An 18,425-nucleotide genomic window follows, 5' to 3' on the forward strand; every position below is an offset into this window, starting at 1 on the left:
CGTCTTGAAAATCTTGTCACTTTTGCGGCCTGCCGCGCCTGTGGACAAGTGCCAACAACGTCACGTTTTGGTCAGCGCGCCGTGCAAAATGCCCCTTTGCCCGCAGCGCGGCAAAAACGTGTGGGAAAGCAAGATAAATGAAACTGCAAACAAATCATTACCGGCGGCTCTCAGGCACCCTTTGGCACTTGCCGCCGATGAACCTTTGCCGAGGGAACACCAGCCATGGATCAGATTAATATTCAGAGCCTTGGCAGCAGACGCGTGCATGTCCTCGCTTGGGACGATGAACAACAGTGGTTCGGGCCGCACCCCTTGGGGCAGCTCCGGGGGCGCTTTGCGTTTTGACGCCCCGCAGACAAACGAAAAAGGCGCGCCCAAAGCTGGACGCGCCCGATCTTTACCGATTGCGCAAAGCGGCTTATTCCGCCGTTTCTTCGCCCTGCTCGGCCATTTCCTTGCCGGTGGCCTGATCGACCATCTTCATGGCCAGACGCACCTTGCCGCGATCGTCAAAGCCCAAGAGCTTGACCCAAACCTCTTGCCCTTCTTTCAGAACATCGGAGGGGTGGTTCAAACGGCGGCTTTCGATCTGGGACACATGGACCAGACCGTCACGCTTGCCAAAGAAGTTCACGAAGGCGCCGAAATCGACGATCTTCACGACCTTACCCTTGTACACACCGCCAACCTCGGGCTCGGCCACGATCGAATAGATCATGTCATAGGCCTTTTGGATGGCTTCGGCATTGGGGCTTGCGATCTTGATGATGCCATCGTCGTTGATATCGACCTTGGCACCCGACAGCTCGACGATCTCGCGGATCACCTTGCCGCCCGAGCCGATCACTTCGCGGATCTTGTCGGTCGGGATCTGCATCGTCTCAATGCGCGGTGCATGGATCGAGAACTCGCCCGGTGCCGTCATCGCCTTGGCCATTTCGCCAAGGATGTGCAGGCGGCCCGCCTTGGCTTGGGCCAATGCGGTTTTCATGATCTCAGGCGTGATGCCCGCAACCTTGATATCCATCTGGAGCGAGGTGATGCCAGCTTCGGTGCCTGCGACCTTGAAATCCATGTCGCCGAGGTGATCCTCGTCGCCAAGAATATCGGTCAAGATACCGTAAGAGCCGTCATCTTCCAGCACGAGGCCCATGGCCACACCGGCAACCGGCGCTTTCAGTGGCACGCCCGCATCCATCATCGACAGCGACCCGCCACAGACCGACGCCATGGAGGAAGAGCCGTTCGATTCCGTGATCTCGGAGACGATGCGGATCGTGTAGGGGAAATCGGTCGCCGCAGGCAAAACCGCCTGCAACGCGCGCCAAGCGAGCTTGCCATGGCCGATCTCACGACGACCGGGTGAACCCACGCGGCCAACCTCGCCCACCGAATAGGGGGGGAAGTTGTAATGCAGCAAGAAGTTGGATTTGAAATTGCCATGCAGCGCGTCGATGAACTGTTCATCATCGCCGGTGCCCAGCGTGGTGACGACCAGACCTTGGGTCTCGCCACGGGTGAACAGCGCCGAACCATGCGTCCGAGGTAGAACGCTGGTCTGACAATCAATGGCCCGCACCGCATCAAGCGCACGACCATCGATCCGGCGGCCATGCTTGACGACATCGGAGCGCATGACCATCGACTCGAGCTTTTTCAGCGCCGAACCCAGATCGGGATCTGCAAGCTGCTCTTCGCTGAGCGTGGCTTTGATCGCCTCTTTGGCGGCAGCAACAGCGGCCACGCGCTCTTGCTTGTCGGTGATGGCATAGGCTTTGCGCATCGCGGCTTCGCCGGCTGCTTTGACCACATCGTAAAGCGCCGCGTAATCGGGCGGTGCGAAATCAAAGGGCTCTTTGGCAGCATCTTCGGCCAAGGCGACGATCAGGTCGATCACCGGCTGGATCTGTGCATGGGCAAAAGTGACCGCGCCCAGCATCTCGTCTTCGGTCAGCTCATAGGCCTCGGACTCGACCATCATGACCGCGTCTTTGGTCCCTGCGACAACCAGATCGAGACGCTGCTCGGGGTTGTTGCGCAAATCCTGCATGTCATCGACGGTCGGGTTCAGCACATATTCGCCATCGACAAAGCCCACGCGGCAACCCGCGATCGGCCCCATGAAGGGCACACCCGAAATCGTCAGCGCCGCCGACGCCGCGATCATCGCGACAACATCGGGATCATTGACCAGATCATGGCTCAACACCGTGCACATCACGAGCACTTCGTTCTTGAAGCCCGGCACAAACAGCGGGCGGATCGGACGGTCGATCAAGCGCGCGGTCAGCGTCTCTTTCTCGGTCGGACGCGCTTCGCGCTTGAAAAAGCCACCGGGAACCTTGCCCGCGGCATAGTATTTCTCTTGGTAATGGACCGTCAGCGGAAAGAAATCCTGCCCCGGCTTGACCTGACGTGCATAGGTCACATTGGCCATGACGGAGGTTTCGCCATATGTGGCGATGACCGAACCATCGGCTTGGCGTGCAACACGCCCCGTTTCCAGTGTGAGCGTCTCTTCGCCCCACTGAATGCTTTTCGTCGTGATATTGAACATATATCGTTTCCTATCGGGGAGCTCTCCCGGCCCCTGCCGGGTCTCCCATACCTATGGCGGCCCCATTGCCGCCGACCCCCTTATCATGTCATGCGCCGGGGTCAGGGCGTCACGTCTCAGATGGCCGCCGCATAGCGTGTTTTGACCGCTTTGCAAAGCGAATTAGGCCCAGTGCGCGCCACACCATCGCAGGGCCAAAACGCAAACGACCCGCGCAATGGTTATGCGCGGGTCGCCAATCTCATCGTTCTGCGTGTTCGCCTTAGCGGCGGATGCCCAGACGGCCGATCAGTGTCGTATAGCGGGCCTCGTCCTTGGACTTCACATAGTCCAAAAGCTTGCGGCGCTGTGCGACCATCATAAGAAGGCCACGACGCGAGTGGTTGTCCTTCTTATGGGTCTTGAAATGCTCGGTCAGCGTGGTGATGCGGCTGGTCAGGATCGCAACCTGAACCTCGGGCGAACCGGTGTCGCCTTCCTTGGTCGCGAACTCGGTCATCAAACGCTGCTTTTCTTCAACAGTAATCGACATCGGGGTCTCCTGTTCTAAGGGTGATGGCACAAGCCGGGATGTCGTCCAGCAGGGCCCGTGGAGGCGACCCACGCCATGACGGCGCGGATGCGGGGCTATAGGCCGGGCGCGTCGGCTTGGAAAGAGGGGCTTTGCGCCAATCGGATAAAATGCGCTGAAACCTACCCATCGTTGGGCCAAAAAAGCCACAATACCGGCCAAATTGCAGGGTGTAATGCCGAAGGATGGTCAGGCAGGGTTCAAATTGAGAGAAACTCGGGCAATAGTTCCACGCGACGTTTGATTGCGAATCACGCTGCTTGTTCCTTTGCGCAACATGCAAAGGTGCCGCGATCAACGCCTGTCAGAAGGCAGTCCAAGGCGCAGCAAGCGCCAACAAGTCACGAGTTTTTGCGTAACGAGGTATGGACGATGCTGGCGGCTGGTGGGTTACTTATCCTTGCGGCGATGGGTTATGCCTTTGGCGGCATGATCACGGATGGCACGGCACCTTTGGATGGGCCGCCTAATGATGCCCCACCCGAGCAAGACGATGTCGATGCAATCGCACAGGGCGCACTCCCCCCATCGCTGGCCGATCTTTTCCGTATCGGGGTCGCGCCGGTCACGGCATTCGGCGGCGATGGCGATGACAGTCTGACGGGCGGCATGGGCGATGATACGCTCTCGGGCGGGCCGGGCGATGACACGCTTGATGGCTACGCCGGGGATGATCTGCTTGATGGCGGTACCGGCGATGATGTGCTGCGCGGGCGCGAGGGGATGGATAGCCTTTTGGGTGGCGGCGGCGATGACGCAATCACCGGCGGGCCGGGTGCCGATCTGATCGAAGGCGGGGAAGATGATGACGCGCTTTTCGGCAATGAAGGCAATGACACCATCCTTGGCCAAGGTGGCGCGGATGAGATCTATGGCGACGAAGGTGATGACAGCCTAGACGGCGGCGACGGCACCGATTTCCTCGTCGGCGGGGATGGCAATGATACGCTCTCGGGCGGCGCTGGTGGCGATCTGCTGTTCGGAAGCGACGGGGATGATCACCTCTCGGGCGGCGATGGCGACGATTTTCTTCAGGGCGGCTTTGGCGCTGACACGCTGTTGGGCGGTGCGGGCAATGACCGGCTTGATGGCACCTTTACGGCAGGCGACAGTATCTTTGGCCCCTATGACGAGGATCGCGGCGATCTGCTTGATGGTGGCGATGGCGATGACGTCATCATCATCGGTGCGCAAGATATCGCCACAGGCGGTGCCGGTCAGGACAGGTTTGTCACCGGCAGCTTCATCGAAATGGCCGCGCTGGCCGGGCATGTCACCGACTTTGACCCCACGCAGGATGTGATCGAAGTGATGTTCGACCCCGATGCGACACCTGATCCGGTGATCACCGTGACGGATTTCGCCGATGGCAGCGGGGCCAGTATCTTGTTCAACGGCGAAATAATCCTGACAGTCGCGGGCGCACAGGGGCTTGATCCGGCGGCGATCATCCTGCGCCCCGTGGACCTAGACACAACGGCGGAAACCGCCTGACCCGCCTTTTCAGCCCAAGAAATGCGGCAGCATGTGATCCAGCACCGCATCGGGTGCTTCTTCCATCGCGAAATGGCCGCACCCTTGGATGCACGCACCGCTGACAGTTTCGGCCCAAGCCCGCCAGATCGCCAAGGGATCGCCGGTGCGCGCCGGAAAACCGCGCGCGGCCCAAAGGAAATGCAAAGGTGCCGTGATCTTGCGCCCAGCTGCGCGGTCCGCCTCATCCAGTTCACGGTCAAGCCCGGCCCCAGCGCGATAATCGGCGCACATCGCGGCGATCCGCGCAGGATCGGCCGCTTGGCGCAGATAGCTGTCCATCGCCGCGGGCGCGAAAGCCGCAAGATCACCTGACAGCGACCAACTGGCCAAGGTGCGGGCGATATAGCCCGGCCCATCGGCGTTGATCAGCATCTCGGGCAGTGGCGCAGGCTGCGCAAGAAAGGTCCAGTGATAGGCGCGCAAGGCCAGTTCACGATCCCACGCACGCCAGAAATCAGCCGTCGGCACGATCTCGATAATGCCCAGCCGCAAAACCCGCTCAGGATGATCAAGCGCCAAACGATAGGTCACCCGCGCGCCACGATCATGGCCCATGACATGCGCCCGTGCCAAGCCCAGCGCATCCATCAGCCCAATGATATCGCGCGCCATTTCGCGCTTGGAATAGGTGGTGTGGCCCGCATCATCGGGCGGTGCCTCACTCTCGCCATAGCCGCGCAGATCGGGAATGATCACATCGAAATGCTGCGCCAAGCGGGGCGCTATCCGATGCCAAGTCATATGGTTTTGCGGATAGCCATGCAGCAAGATCAGCGCAGGCCCCGCGCCACCCCGATGCACCGAAAGCGTGACGCCATTCGTGGCCACACGTGACTGGCGAAAGCCTTCAATACCCGACAAGATCGCCCTCCCATCTTTGGGGTTGAACCGCATAGCCGATGTAAAGCGGATGCTTGGGATGGCCGGCTTGGCTTAGCCCAAGATGAAACAACGCTGCCCCCGCGTCGCGCAGCATCGCCGCGACCTGCACCCCGCGATCGAGATGGCCACCATGCGTGCCCCATGCACAGATGACTTGGTCGGCCCAAGGGACCGCGGCCAAGATCGCCGCGTCATTGTCAGGCCCGACCGGATCGGCAGCGCGGCGCATCTCGCGCGGGTCGGTGGCGCGATAGGCAAAGATGTTGAGCACGCGAAACGCCCCGAACCCCAGCGCGCGCGCGCGCCGTTCACAGCGTTCGACCGTCGGGTCGTTCTGCACCTCGGTCGCGGTCGAGGGGTTGAGCATCACGAAAAGCGCCCTGCCCCCCTCGGGGTTCCAAACGCGGGTCAGCGTGTAGCGATAGGCTTCGCAATCGGAATACGCAGCAACCGAGTGCGCATCGCCCTTGATGTGGTGGCGGGTGATCATGGGGCGGTTATGCCGTCAAATCAGCCCAAGGAAAACCGAAAGCTCACAGGTTGAAGACCCGCTCTGGATGCACCTCACCCGCGCGCAGGCGACCGATGGCCAAGGGCTGGCCCGCGTAGCTGACCCACACCAGATCGCCATAGCTGGCCGCACCCGGCAAAACCTGTCCGGGGTTGCCGTTCTTCAGCCGCGCGGCCCCCGCATCGGTTGCACAAAGCATCGGCAATTCGCCCAAGGCCAAGGCCACAGGCTTGAGCAGCGCGTCGATCTCGGGGCTTTGGGCCAAGGCTTCGACTTGGTCCATGCTCACCGCATCCTCGATATCAAAGGGGCCAACCCATGTGCGGCGCAGATAAAGCACATGGCCCAAACAGCCCAAGACCTGCCCTAGATCGCGCGCGATTGACCGCACATAACCGCCCGAGCCACAGACGAAATGCAGATCGGCATGATCGGCATCGGGCATGCCCATCAGTTCCAGCGCATCGACATGCAGATCGCGCGCCGCCAGATCCATGGTCTCACCACCGCGCGCGATATCATAGGCGCGCGCGCCATCGATTTTTACCGCCGAGAATTGCGGCGGCACCTGCCGGATATCGCCGATAAATTGCGGCAGGGCGGCACGGATCGCGGCCTCGGTCGGGCGCAGGGGCGATGTCGCGATCACATCACCCGCCGCATCATCGGTCGTGGTGGCCGATCCCCAGCGCGCGCGAAACTCATATCCCTTCAACGCCTCGCCCAAATAGGCGATGGTTTTTGTCGCCTCGCCCAGCGCGACGGGCAGCATGCCTGTCGCATCAGGATCAAGCGTGCCGGCGTGGCCTGCCTTTTTCGCGCCAAAGGCCCAGCGGATCTTGTTGACCACGCTGGTCGAGGTGATGCCCGCAGGCTTGTCAACCAAGAGCCAGCCGGAAACTTCACGCCCCTTGCGATTGCGCCCCATTGTCAGACCCTCACCTGTGGAAAGACCGGCGGGCTATCCGCCCGAAGGCCCGGCGTCAATCGCCGCATCAATGACCGTCCCGATGATCGGCCCGACAGGCAGGCCAATATCGGCCCGCCCGATCCCCGGCGCATAAAGCCGCGAGACGCGCCCATCGAAATAAAGCGCCTGCGCAAGGCCCAGATGATCGCGGAAAAACCGCGCGAAATGGTGAAAATTGACCGGCGCGTCCGAGATCACCAGATGCACGATTTGGCCCGTCGCATCCACGCCCACACCATTGCGCAGATTGCGGCTGTCGCTGTCGGGCAAAAAGCGCGGATGCAACGCCCCATCGATCACCAGCATCGGCCCCGATTGCGTCGCATCCCGGCAAGGGGGCGGCGCGGCGGCAAAGGCGCGGCTTTCGATGATCTGCGCGCGCGCCTGCGTCAGACACAGCACCCCATTGGGCAAAAGCCCGAAATTGCCCGGCCCTGCCCGCGTAACGATGCGCATCTGCGCGACACCGTCTTCGATATAAAGGCCCACGGGCGCACGGTCCGGGTGAAACATCCCGGCATTCATCGCCACGCCCAAGCGCTTGCCCGGTGCCAATGCGGCGTCGATGGGCGCAAAGCCGCCATAGATGGCACCGGCCTGATCACGCAGAAACAACCGCAGCTCGGTTTGCGCCAAATCGATCCGGCAGGTGGTAAAGGGTGCGCCATCAAACGCCACTTGCGTGCAGGCCAGCGCGTTGATTGGGGCAAGCCATAAGGCCGCGATGATGGCCAGCGCGCGCATCATTCGTGATCCTCCGCCTCGCCCCCTTCGATATCGCGCATGACATCTTCGCGGGCAAACAGGGCGCGTGTCTCATCCATCCGGTCAAAGGTCTCGTCGATCACGAAACGCAGATCGGGTGCATATTTCAACGTCATCTCGCGCATGATCTCGCGGCGCAATTCACCACGGTTGCGCTTGAGCGCTTGGATCGCATCCTCGCGCCGCGCCCCGCCCAGCGGCATGACATAGACGGTCGCGATCTTGAGGTCGGGCGATGTGCGCACCTCGCCCACGGTGATCGACATCGCGTTCAACTCGGGGTCATGCACATCGCCACGCGCCAACACGGCGGACAAGGTGCGCCGGATCAACTCGCCTACGCGCAACTGTCGCTGCGAGGGGCCTGCGCCCTCGGAATGCCGGTTCTTTGCCATGCTACTGCCTGTGCTGTTCAATCCCGCACTTATGGGATGGCGGGCCTTGTCGCAAGCGACGGCTTTGCCAAAGCGCATCTATCCGCTATCAGCGGCCACGACAGACGGAGGGATGTGACATGGCCGACAGTGTCGGGATCGCAGTGATGGGTGCCTCGGGGCGCATGGGGCAAATGCTGGTCGATACGATTGCAGCAAGCGACAAGGCGCATCTGATGGGCGCAACCGAGCGGCCCGGTCACGCTTGGATCGGCCGCGATCTGGGCGAGGCGATGGGCCGCGCGGCCCTTGGCGTGATCGTTCAACAAGACCCGCTCGAGGTGATCGTCAAGGCACAAGCCGTGATCGATTTCACCACACCCGCCGCGACGCTGGCCCATGCGCAACTGACCGCACAGGCGCGCTGTGTGCATGTGATCGGCACCACGGGGCTGAGTGCGGGCGATATCACGGCCCTTGATGCCGCCGCCCGCCATGGCGTGATCGTGCGTGCCGGAAACATGAGCCTTGGCGTGAACCTTCTGGCGCGTCTGACCCAGCAGGTCGCCCGCGCCCTTGATGCCGATTTCGATATCGAGATCGTCGAGGCCCATCACCGCCACAAGGTCGATGCCCCCTCGGGCACCGCGCTCATGCTGGGCGAGGCCGCGGCCAAGGGGCGCGGCGTGGCGCTCAGCGATGTCACCGACAGCGGGCGCGACGGGATCACCGGGGAACGCCGGCGCGGCGATATCGGTTTCAGCGCAATCCGCGGCGGCGATATCGTGGGCGAGCATGATGTGATCTTTGCCGCCGCAGGCGAACGGATCATCCTGCGCCATGTCGCCACCGACCGCGCGATCTTTGCGCGCGGCGCGCTGAAGGCGGCACTTTGGGGCCAAGACAAGGCACCGGGACATTACGACATGATGGATGTTTTGGGCTTGGCATAAATCCGCCGAACGCTTGAATTCCAGCGTTCGGTTTCTAGCTCGCTCATCATGTACCGTGCATCCGAGAGCGTAGCATGATCCGCCAATTCACGATCCTTGCGATTGCCGGGCTGGGCCTTGGCCTGATCGCCCCACCGCGCGCCGCGCAGGCCGAGGAGTTTCGCGTGGTCGACAGCGATGCGCGCTTTGTCTCGCTCATCGAAGGGCGCGAATTGCGTAGGCTGGGTATCCGGCTGACCGTCACCCCCACGGGCGAGATCGAAGGCCGCGCCTTTGGCGGGCCTGTCACCGGGCAGTGGCGCTGGGAAAACGGCTATTTCTGCCGCGACCTATTCTGGAACGACACCGAACTTGGGTATAACTGTCAATTGGTGCAAGAAAACGGCGCGACGATCCGTTTCACATCCGACCAAGGGGCGGGCATGTTCGCCGATCTGACGCTGCAATAGGGGCCGGCGTCAGAAATCGATGGCGATGCCCTTTTTCTCCCAATCGCCATAGCGCACAGGCTCGGGGCCATCACGCCCGCCAAGCTCGGGCGGCAGCGTAACCTCTTTGGCCGCTTTGCGGCGCGCATCGGCCTCGGCCAAGGCACGTTGGGCGGCAGGTGGCAGATGCGAGGTATCGCTTGCCTGTGTGTCATCGCTCATATCGGAAATCCCACGGACATTCTTGTCGTTCGCTCAGTGGTGATATACGCCCCTGATCCTCTGGAACAAGGGAAAGACGCATGAGCCATGGGGCAAGACAAGCAGCGCTGCGCGCACTGGACGCGGTGCTGCGCGAACGGCGGATGCTGGCGCATCTGCCCGGCGACGGGCGTCTTGCACCCGGCGATCAGGCGCGCGCGGCCCGCCTTGTCGCGCTGACTTTGCGCCATCTCGAACCGCTCGATGCCTGCCTTGCTGCTTATCTGGACCGCAAGCCGCAACCGGCCGTCTTGGCGATCTTGCGGCTGGCCGCTTGCGAATTGCTGATCACCGGGGAAGATGCACATGGCGTGGTCGATAGCGCCGTCACCATCGCCAAACAGCAAAAGCCGACCGCCCGCAGCGCAGGGATGATCAATGCCGTGCTGCGCAAACTGGCAATCGAAGGGGCCGAGCGTTTCGCCGCCCAGCCCACGCAGCGCCTTCCGGGGTGGATCGGCGGGCCGATCAAGAAACGCTGGGGCGCCGAGGTCTTGCGCGCGATCGAGGCCGCGCATCTGCCGCTGCCGCCCATCGACCTGACCATGAAGCCGGGCATTACCCCTGACTTGCCACAGGCCGTGCGCCTTCCTACGGGAAGCCTGCGCATGCCGCCCGGCACTCAGATCAGCGCATTGCCGGGCTATGCCGAGGGTGATTTTTGGGTGCAAGATGCCGCCGCCGCCCTGCCCGTGCGCCTTTTGAGTAATGTCGCGGGGGCGCGCGTGCTCGATCTTTGCGCGGCACCGGGCGGCAAGACCATGCAGCTTGCCGCCGCCGGGGCGGATGTCACGGCGCTGGATATCTCGGTGTCGCGGATGGGGCGGGTGTCCGAAAACCTTGCCCGCACCGGGCTTGTCGCCAAGCTTGTCACCGAAGATGCGCTTGCCCATCACGACGCGCTTTACGACGCGATCTTGCTTGATGCACCTTGCACGGCCAGTGGCACGATCCGCCGCCATCCCGATCTGGCCCATGCCAAACGCTGGACCGAGGTCGAGCCGCTGACCCGGCTGCAAATGCAACTCATCGATCATGCGCTGACGCTTTTGGCACCGGGCGGGCGGTTGGTGTTTTGCACCTGTTCGCTTTTGCCGGTCGAGGGCGAGCATCAAGTGACCGCCGCGCTCAAGCGGCATGGCGATCTGCGGGTGATCCCCGCCGATGCGGTGGCCTTGGGCGGGGACATATCTTGGCAAAGCCCCGAGGGTGGGCTGCGCCTGCGCCCCGATTTCTGGCCCGATCTGGGCGGAATAGATGGGTTTTACGCCGCCGTCTTGACCCGCGCGTGACACGGGCCGACAGCGACCCTATCCTTGGCCCAAGCCCCAAAGCGCGCAGCACATCCCCCATGTCAGACAGCCCAGAGTTCAGCGCCGCGATGCCACCCGCAAGGGGCCGCAGGCGCATGGCCGACCGGCTGGCAGTCTGGCGCGCTGGTATCGCAGGGCCGCGCGTCACGGGCTTTGTCTGGCAGCCTTTGCCGGAATTCACCGGCTCCGAGCAACAGGGCAAGCGCTTGGTCGCGGGCGATCTGTGCTTTGCTGGGCATAGCGTCACGCTGGCCGGGCGCACGCCTTGGCAGATCACGGCCGCCCCCGATGCCTTTATCGACGCGCTGCATGGGTTTGCGTGGCTTGCTGATTTGGCGATCTTGCCCGACGGCGCGGGGCTTGCGACCGCGCGCGCTTGGCTATCGGATTGGCTGGCGCGCGATGGGCGCGGGCGCGGTCCGGGCTGGTCACTTGCGCTTGTGGCAAAGCGGCAGATCGCGATGATCACCCATGCCGGTTTCTTGGCGAAAGCCGTAGCGCCTGAGGACAAGCAGCGCCTTTTGTCGGCCCTTGGGCGGCAAGGCGGGGTGTTGCAGATGCGCGCATCAAACGCGGCGCAGGGCCTATCGCGGATCGAAGTACTCAGCGCACTGGTCTATTCCGCCCTGACGCTGGGGGGCATGCAAAGCGCGCTCAACCCCGCGTTACGCGCAATGGCGCAGGCTTGTGCCGAAGATTTCGATGCAAGCGGCGCGATTGCCGCGCGCAACCCCGCCACGCTTTTGGCAATGCTGACCCATCTGACGGGGGTTGCGGCCCTCCTCAAGCAGACGGGCAAGCCCGCCGATCCCGCGATCGACACCGCCATTGCGCGGATCGCACCCACCTTGCGCAGCCTACGCCATGCCGATGGCGGCTTGGTGCGGATGCATGGTGGCGGGCGCGGCGCGCCGGGATTGCTCGACAGCACCCTTGCGCGCGCCAACCAGCGGCCCAGCCGGATCAAGGGGCTGGCGATGGGATATGCCCGTTTGGATGGGCGGCGCGTCTCCTTGATCGTTGATGCGGCACCGCCGCTTTTGGGGCCGGGCAGCCATGCAGCGCATGCCGCGACACTGGCGTTCGAACTGGTCTCGGGGCGCGCACCCGTCATCGTATCGGCAGGTTCGGCACAGGGCTTTGGCCCGCAATGGTAGCGCAGCGCGCGCGCCACGGCCAGCCACTCGACCCTTTCGCTGATGGGCTATGCCAGCGCGCGGCTGGCGCGTGGCGCAACACGCGGCAATCACCTACCGCAAGATTTCGTATCCGGCCCGCAGATCGTCGAAACGCAGCAATCCGCGATGAAAACCGCCGAGGCGATCTCGCTCAGCCATGATGGCTGGCGGCGCACACATGGGCTGGTGCATTTGCGCGCGCTGCAACTGGCCCATGACGGAAGCTTGCTGCGCGGCGAGGATGGCTTGGCCGCAATGACCGCCACTGATCGGGCAACGCTGGACCGGGTGCTTGCGCGCTTGCCCGGTGGCCTACGCTTTGCGGTGCGGTTTCACCTGCACCCCGATGCGGTGGCCAAGATCGATATGGGCGGCACGGCGGTCTCCATCCAACTGCCCAACCGCGAGACTTGGGTATTTCGCTATATTGGCGAGGCGGTTCTGAGCCTTGCGCCGTCGGTCTATCTTGACGAAGAGCGCATGCGCCCGCGCGCGACAAAACAAATCGTTCTCTCTGCCGCGCTGAGCGGCTATGGCAGCGCGGTGAGCTGGACATTGGCCCGTCCCGTGGGGCTTTTGCCCGCGCCGGGCGACGACGCATTTGAAGACTGAAAAGGACCACGCCCTGATGACCCATCTGCCGATACGCCGCGCGCTGATCTCTGTTTCCGACAAGACCGGGCTGATCGAATTCGCCACGGCGCTGGCGGCGCGCGGGGTGGCCTTGCTGTCCACGGGTGGCACGGCCCGCGCACTGCGCGATGCGGGGCTTGCGGTCAAGGATGTCTCCGAGGTGACGGGCTTTCCCGAGATGATGGATGGCCGGGTCAAGACGCTGCACCCGATGGTGCATGGCGGGCTTTTGGCGCTGCGCGACAACCCCGACCATCTGGCCGCGATGGAGGCCCATGGGATCGATGCAATCGATCTGTTGGTGGTGAACCTTTACCCCTTCGAGGCGACCGTCGCATCGGGGGCGGATGTCGATGACTGTATCGAGAATATCGATATCGGCGGCCCCGCGATGATCCGCGCGGCGGCTAAGAACCACGCCTTTGTCACCGTTGTCGTCGATACCGAGGATTACGCCGATCTGCTGGCCGAGCTTGCGGCCCATGACGGCACCAGCCTTGGCTTTCGCCAGCGCATGGCGCGCACCGCCTATGCGCGCACCGCGGCCTATGATGCGGCGGTCTCGACTTGGATGGCAGCCGCGCATGGCGACGCCACACCCCGCCGCCGCGCCTTTGCGGGCGTGCTGAAACAGACCATGCGCTATGGCGAGAACCCGCACCAAACGGCGGCCTTCTACATCGATGGTAGCGCGCGGCCCGGCGTGGCGACAGCCGTGCAGCATCAGGGCAAGGAGTTGAGCTATAACAACATCAACGACACCGACGCAGCATTCGAGCTGGTGGCCGAATTCGCGCCCGAGGATGGGCCGGCCTGTGCGATCATCAAGCACGCCAACCCCTGCGGTGTGGCGCGCGGCGCGTCACTGATCGCGGCCTATCAAAAAGCCTTTGATTGCGACCGCACCAGCGCCTTTGGCGGGATCGTGGCGCTGAACATGGCGCTGGATGGGGCCACCGCCGAAGAGATCGTGAAAATCTTCACCGAGGTGGTGATCGCCCCCGATGCCGATGCCGATGCGCGTGCGATCTTTGCCGCGAAAAAGAACCTGCGCCTGTTGACCACCGGTGCGCTGCCCGATCCGCGCGCACAAATCTTGACCTATAAACAGGTGGCGGGCGGGCTTTTGGTGCAAGACAAGGATACCGGGCAGATCGACCCGGATGAGTTGCGCGTCGTCACCAAGCGCGCGCCAAGTCGCGCAGAGCTGGCCGATCTCCGCTTTGCATGGACCGTGGCCAAGCATGTGAAATCCAACGCGATCATCTATGCAAAGGACGGCGCGACCGTCGGCATTGGCGCGGGCCAGATGAGCCGGGTGGACAGCTCGACCATCGCCGCGCTGAAGGCCGCGCGCATGGGGGCCGAGCTTGGCCTGCCCGACACGCCCGCCAAGGGGTCGGTCGTGGCGTCCGATGCCTTCTTTCCCTTTGCCGACGGCCTAATGGCCGCAGCCAAGGCAGGGGCTACCGCGATCATCCAACCCGGCGGCTCGATGCGCGACGACGAGGTGATCGCAGCCGCCGATGCCGCAGGGCTTGCCATGATCTTTACCGGCATGCGTCATTTCCGGCATTGAGGGGCAAGGGGCTATGGTGCGCCTGAAGGCACAACCGACATCGCCCGAAACACGCGAGGGGCCATGAAGCTTTTAACGATTTCCGCCGCGATCTGGTTCGCGCTCGACCAAATCTCGAAATACATCGTGGTGCATGCGATGGGCCTGATCGAGCGTGGCGTGATCGAGGTGGCACCACCCTTTCTGACCTTCAAGATGGGCTGGAACACGGGCATCAATTTCGGCCTCATGTCAGGTGGGCCGGATGTGATGCGCTGGGTCTTGATCGTGCTGGCGCTTGGCATCTGCGCATGGCTCGTGTGGTGGGCGCGTCACGGGCTGACGCGGCCCATCGCGCTTTTGTCGGCGGGTGCGATCATCGGCGGGGCGCTGGGAAATACCATCGACCGGGTGATCTACGGGGCGGTTGCCGATTTCTTGAACATGTCATGTTGCGGGATCAACAATCCCTTCGCCTTCAATGTTGCCGATATCGGCATCTTTGCGGGTGCCTTTGGCTTGCTGATCTTTGCCAATGACAGCAAGATGGCCAAAGACGAAAAGATCGACGGTGACGGGGCCTGAGAATTAGGCTAGACCCCAGCCCCAAGGAAGATGAAGGACCGTTTCATGCCGCGCCTATTCTCAAGCCTGACGCTTTGTGCCGCGCTTGTGGTTTTGGCCGCATGCGGCGGGGGTGATCCGCGGCTGATGAATATCCGCAACACCGAGGCCGGACCGGATGAGTTTTCGATCCTGCCCGCAAATCCCATCGTAGTTCCCGATGATCTTAGCGCGCTGCCCCCGCCCACGCCGGGCGGCACCAACCGCACCGATCCCGACCCCGAGGGTGACGCGATCCGCGCATTGGGCGGCGATCCCTCGGGTGGCACGCGGCAAGCGGGCGATCTCGCGCAATATGCCGCGCGCTTTGGCGTCAGCCCCGATATCCGCACGGTTCTGGCCGCCGAGGATCTGGACTTCCGCAGCCGAAATACAGGGCTGTTCCTTGAACGTCTGTTCAACACCAATGTCTATTTCAGCGCCTATCGCGAGATGTCCTTGGATCGCTACGCCGAGTTGGAGCGCCTGCGCCGCGCCGGTGTGCGCACACCCGCCGCACCGCCCGAAGGTCTCGTGATCGAGTAAGCCCACTCACGGCTGCGTCAGCAGCGGTTGATGCGGCCGCGCGCAGGGTTATCTATGCGCCAACCCTACCACATCGGGAGACGTTTTATGCTGCATCGGCTTGCGCTGGCCCTCGGGCTGACATTGACCCCGGTTATGGCACCTGCTGCCGGTGATGTCGTCGAGTTCTTTCTCGACAATGGCATGCAGGTAGTGGTGATCGCCGATGATCGCGCGCCGGCCGTGACCCATATGGTCTGGTACCGCGTGGGCGCCGCAGATGAGCCGCCGGGCCAATCGGGCATCGCGCATTTCGTCGAGCATTTGATGTTCAAGGCCACCGATGACATGGCATCGGGTGAATTCAGCAAAGTGGTCGCCGCCAATGGCGGTTCTGACAACGCTTTTACCTCGTGGGATTATACCGGCTACTTCCAGCGCATCGCGGCCGATCGGCTTGGCCTGATGATGCAGATGGAGGCCGACCGCATGCGCGATATTATCTTTGATCCGGTCGAGGTGGCGACGGAACGCTCGGTCATCCTTGAAGAACGCGCCCAGCGCACTGATAGCTCGGCCGGGGCGCTCTTTAACGAACAGATGCGCGCGACCTTGTTCTTGAACCACCCTTACGGCGTGCCGATCATCGGTTGGCGTCACGAGATGGAGGCGCTTTCGCGCGATGATGCGCAAGCGTTTCACGACATGTGGTATCACCCCAACAATGCGATCTTGGTTGTCGCAGGCGATGTGACCGCCGAGGACGTGCGCGCGCTGGCCGAAGAACATTACGGGCCGATCCCCGCCTCCCCGTCCTTGCCAGCACGCGCGCGCCCGACCGAGCCGCCCCATATCGCCAACCGCCGGGTCAGTTTCACCGATGAACGCGTCGCCAACCCCTATGTCTCGATCCAGATGCTCGCCCCCGTGCGCGAACCGGGCAATCAGGCCGAGGCAGCGGCCCTTGTCATTCTGGCCGAGCTTTTGGGCGGCGGCGGTCAGACCTCGCTTTTGGCGCGTCGCCTACAGGTGGAAGAGGAACGCTCGCTCTTTGCGGCGGCCTATTACGATAGCACCAGCCTTGATCCATCGGGCTTTAGCCTTGTGAACGTGCCGGTCCCCGGCCTTTCGCTGGAGGAGGCCGAGGCCGATCTGTGGCGGATCATCGATGATTTCTTGTCCCAAGGCATCGACGCCGATCATTTCGCGCGCATCAAGTTCCAGATCGCGGCCAGCGAAATCTATGAAGAGGACAGCACCCAAGGGCTTGCACGGCGCTGGGGGATGGAACTCACCATGGGGCTTGGCATTGCTGATATCGAAAGCTGGCCCGATATTCTGGCCGCCGTCACGCCAGAGGATGTGATGAATGCCGCCCGCAGCCTTTTGACCGATCCCGTCCATGTGACAGGGCATTTGATGCGGCCCGCCGTGGCCAATGCGGAGATAAGCCAATGATCAAGCCCCTCATCGTGGCGGCCTTTGCCGCACTCTTCGCATTGCCCGCCACCGCGACCATCGAGATCGAAGATGTGACATCGCCCGGCGGTATCTCGGCATGGTTGGTCGAAGACCGCTCCATCCCCTTTGTCGCGCTGGAGTTCTGGTTTATCGGCGGTGCAACGCTTGACGCCCCAGAGGCGCGCGGTGCCACCCATCTGATGATGGGCCTCTTGGAAGAAGGCGCAGGCGATCTGAACGCGCAAGACTACGCCGCCGCCGTCGAAGGCTTGGCCGCCGGTTTCTCGTTCGAGAGCTACCGTGATGCCGTCGTGGTCAGCGCGCGGATGCTGAGCCAGAACCGTGATACCGCCGCCGATCTGTTGCGCGCGGCCATCAGCACGCCGCGCTTTGATCAAGATGCCATCGAACGCGTGCGCGCGCAGGTCTTGGCCATCATCCAATCCAATGCGCGCGACCCAGAGGAGATCGCCGCCGCGACCTTTAACACGCTGGCCTACGGCGATCACCCCTACGCCTTTGCACAAGAAGGCACGGCCGAAAGCGTGGCCGCCCTCAGCCGTGATGATATCCTCACCGCCCATCGCGCGGCGCTGACCCGTGGCCGTGTCGTCGTCGGTGCTGCAGGCGATATCAGTGCCGCCGAGCTTGGCCAGTTGATCGACCACATCCTTGGCGATCTACCGGCCGAGGCCCCGCCGCGCCCCGGCCCCGCCGATTTCGCCCTGACAGGGGGGATCACGGTGGTGGATTTCCCAAGCCCGCAATCGGTGGCGTTTTTCGGCCATGCAGGCATCGAACGTGACGATCCCGATTTCTTCGCCGCCTTTGTGCTGAACCAGATACTTGGCGGCAGCGGCTTTCGCTCGCGGCTGATGAGCGAAGTGCGCGAAAAGCGCGGCCTGACCTATGGTATCGGTAGTTTCCTCTCCTTGGCCGATCTATCGCCGGGCATGCTGGGGCAGTTTTCATCCTCCAACGATCTGGTGGGCCAAGCCATCGATGTGGTGAAAGCGCAATGGGCCGATCTGGCCACCAATGGCGTCACGCAAGAAGAACGCGATGCCGCGATCCGCTACATGACCGGGGAATACCCGCTGCGCTTTGACGGCAACGCCACCATCGCGGGCATCTTGGCCGCGATGCAATCCGATGAGATCCCCGTCGATTACGTCACCAACCGCAACGCCTATGTCGAGGCCGTGACACTTGAAGATCTGCGCCGCGTGGCGGCCCGGCTGTTGCGCCCGGATGATTTGCATTTCGTCGTTGTCGGCCAGCCCGAAGGGTTATCCCCCGGAAACTGACCCGTGGGCCTTGGCCCGACTCATGGGCGCATGCTA

At 62.9% G+C, this 18,425-nt stretch carries 18 protein-coding genes and 1 pseudogene; 10 read left to right on the forward strand and 9 right to left on the reverse strand.

Annotated features, from left to right (window positions below; genetic code table 11):
• Positions 1-60: 60 nt before the first annotated feature.
• From KG698_RS10385 to rpsO, 3 genes are all read right to left on the reverse strand, one after another.
• Positions 61-381, reverse strand: a complete 321-nt coding sequence (locus KG698_RS10385) for a hypothetical protein (protein ID WP_213685495.1) — start codon at positions 379-381, stop codon at positions 61-63.
• 40 nt (positions 382-421) lie between these two features.
• The gene (gene pnp / locus KG698_RS10390; RefSeq protein ID WP_213685496.1) at positions 422-2,560 is read right to left on the reverse strand and encodes a polyribonucleotide nucleotidyltransferase; all 2,139 of its coding nucleotides are present in this window, start codon (positions 2,558-2,560) and stop codon (positions 422-424) included.
• A 262-nt stretch (positions 2,561-2,822) separates the two neighbouring features.
• Positions 2,823-3,092: a 30S ribosomal protein S15 gene (gene rpsO, locus KG698_RS10395; RefSeq protein WP_213685497.1), complete on the reverse strand. Its 270-nt coding sequence runs from the start codon at positions 3,090-3,092 to the stop codon at positions 2,823-2,825.
• 411 nt (positions 3,093-3,503) lie between these two features.
• Here rpsO and KG698_RS10400 point away from each other — a divergent pair, with 411 nt between their 5' ends.
• The gene (locus KG698_RS10400; RefSeq protein WP_213685498.1) at positions 3,504-4,625 is read left to right on the forward strand and encodes a calcium-binding protein; all 1,122 of its coding nucleotides are present in this window, start codon (positions 3,504-3,506) and stop codon (positions 4,623-4,625) included.
• 9 nt (positions 4,626-4,634) lie between these two features.
• Here KG698_RS10400 and KG698_RS10405 read toward each other — a convergent pair whose 3' ends face one another.
• The 5 genes from KG698_RS10405 to rbfA are packed head-to-tail and all read right to left on the reverse strand — an operon-like array spanning position 4,635 to position 8,190.
• Positions 4,635-5,528, reverse strand: coding sequence for an alpha/beta hydrolase (locus tag KG698_RS10405; protein ID WP_300983557.1), 894 nt, complete (start codon positions 5,526-5,528; stop codon positions 4,635-4,637).
• Complete coding sequence (locus tag KG698_RS10410) at positions 5,515-6,039, reverse strand: DUF1643 domain-containing protein (protein WP_213685500.1); 525 nt, start codon at positions 6,037-6,039, stop codon at positions 5,515-5,517. Before KG698_RS10410 ends, KG698_RS10405 begins: the two co-directional genes overlap by 14 nt.
• A 43-nt stretch (positions 6,040-6,082) precedes the next feature.
• The gene (gene truB, locus KG698_RS10415) at positions 6,083-6,988 is read right to left on the reverse strand and encodes a tRNA pseudouridine(55) synthase TruB (protein WP_213685501.1); all 906 of its coding nucleotides are present in this window, start codon (positions 6,986-6,988) and stop codon (positions 6,083-6,085) included.
• Between the two features lie 33 nt (positions 6,989-7,021).
• The gene (locus tag KG698_RS10420; RefSeq protein WP_213685502.1) at positions 7,022-7,777 is read right to left on the reverse strand and encodes a phosphodiester glycosidase family protein; all 756 of its coding nucleotides are present in this window, start codon (positions 7,775-7,777) and stop codon (positions 7,022-7,024) included.
• Positions 7,774-8,190 (reverse strand): 30S ribosome-binding factor RbfA, encoded by a 417-nt coding sequence (gene rbfA, locus KG698_RS10425; RefSeq protein ID WP_213685503.1) that lies wholly within the window; start codon positions 8,188-8,190, stop codon positions 7,774-7,776. The genes KG698_RS10420 and rbfA overlap by 4 nt, the downstream gene beginning before the upstream one ends.
• Positions 8,191-8,309: 119 nt before the next feature.
• Here rbfA and dapB point away from each other — a divergent pair, with 119 nt between their 5' ends.
• Both dapB and KG698_RS10435 read left to right on the forward strand, forming a co-directional pair.
• The gene (dapB, locus tag KG698_RS10430) at positions 8,310-9,122 is read left to right on the forward strand and encodes a 4-hydroxy-tetrahydrodipicolinate reductase (protein ID WP_213685504.1); all 813 of its coding nucleotides are present in this window, start codon (positions 8,310-8,312) and stop codon (positions 9,120-9,122) included.
• A 74-nt stretch (positions 9,123-9,196) separates the two neighbouring features.
• Positions 9,197-9,571 carry a dihydrodipicolinate reductase gene (locus KG698_RS10435; RefSeq protein WP_213685505.1) on the forward strand — a complete coding sequence of 125 codons (375 nt, stop codon included), beginning with the start codon at positions 9,197-9,199 and terminating at the stop codon, positions 9,569-9,571.
• A 9-nt stretch (positions 9,572-9,580) separates the two neighbouring features.
• Here the strand turns inward: KG698_RS10435 and KG698_RS10440 are convergent, their stop codons facing one another.
• On the reverse strand, positions 9,581-9,772 hold the full coding sequence (locus KG698_RS10440; protein ID WP_213685506.1) for a DUF1674 domain-containing protein: 192 nt from the start codon (positions 9,770-9,772) through the stop codon (positions 9,581-9,583).
• Between the two features lie 80 nt (positions 9,773-9,852).
• On the opposite strand from KG698_RS10440, the gene KG698_RS10445 reads away from it, so the two are divergent.
• From KG698_RS10445 to KG698_RS10480, 7 genes and pseudogenes are all read left to right on the forward strand, one after another.
• On the forward strand, positions 9,853-11,103 hold the full coding sequence (locus tag KG698_RS10445) for an RsmB/NOP family class I SAM-dependent RNA methyltransferase (protein WP_213685507.1): 1,251 nt from the start codon (positions 9,853-9,855) through the stop codon (positions 11,101-11,103).
• Positions 11,104-11,681: 578 nt separating this feature from the next.
• Positions 11,682-12,914 (forward strand): annotated as a pseudogene (locus KG698_RS10455) (heparinase II/III family protein).
• A gap of 16 nt (positions 12,915-12,930) precedes the next feature.
• Positions 12,931-14,514 carry a bifunctional phosphoribosylaminoimidazolecarboxamide formyltransferase/IMP cyclohydrolase gene (gene purH / locus KG698_RS10460; RefSeq protein ID WP_213685510.1) on the forward strand — a complete coding sequence of 528 codons (1,584 nt, stop codon included), beginning with the start codon at positions 12,931-12,933 and terminating at the stop codon, positions 14,512-14,514.
• Between the two features lie 63 nt (positions 14,515-14,577).
• Positions 14,578-15,078 (forward strand): signal peptidase II, encoded by a 501-nt coding sequence (lspA, locus tag KG698_RS10465; RefSeq protein WP_213685511.1) that lies wholly within the window; start codon positions 14,578-14,580, stop codon positions 15,076-15,078.
• A gap of 30 nt (positions 15,079-15,108) precedes the next feature.
• A complete protein-coding gene (locus tag KG698_RS10470; RefSeq protein WP_300983562.1) occupies positions 15,109-15,642 on the forward strand; it encodes a DUF3035 domain-containing protein in 534 nt (177 codons plus the stop codon).
• A gap of 87 nt (positions 15,643-15,729) precedes the next feature.
• Positions 15,730-17,079 (forward strand): pitrilysin family protein, encoded by a 1,350-nt coding sequence (locus tag KG698_RS10475; protein ID WP_213685512.1) that lies wholly within the window; start codon positions 15,730-15,732, stop codon positions 17,077-17,079.
• The gene (locus KG698_RS10480; RefSeq protein WP_213685513.1) at positions 17,076-18,389 is read left to right on the forward strand and encodes a pitrilysin family protein; all 1,314 of its coding nucleotides are present in this window, start codon (positions 17,076-17,078) and stop codon (positions 18,387-18,389) included. Before KG698_RS10475 ends, KG698_RS10480 begins: the two co-directional genes overlap by 4 nt.
• Positions 18,390-18,425: the final 36 nt, after the last annotated feature.

The sequence above is a fragment of the Roseicyclus sp. genome (assembly GCF_018402035.1).
GTDB lineage: Bacteria > Pseudomonadota > Alphaproteobacteria > Rhodobacterales > Rhodobacteraceae > Roseicyclus.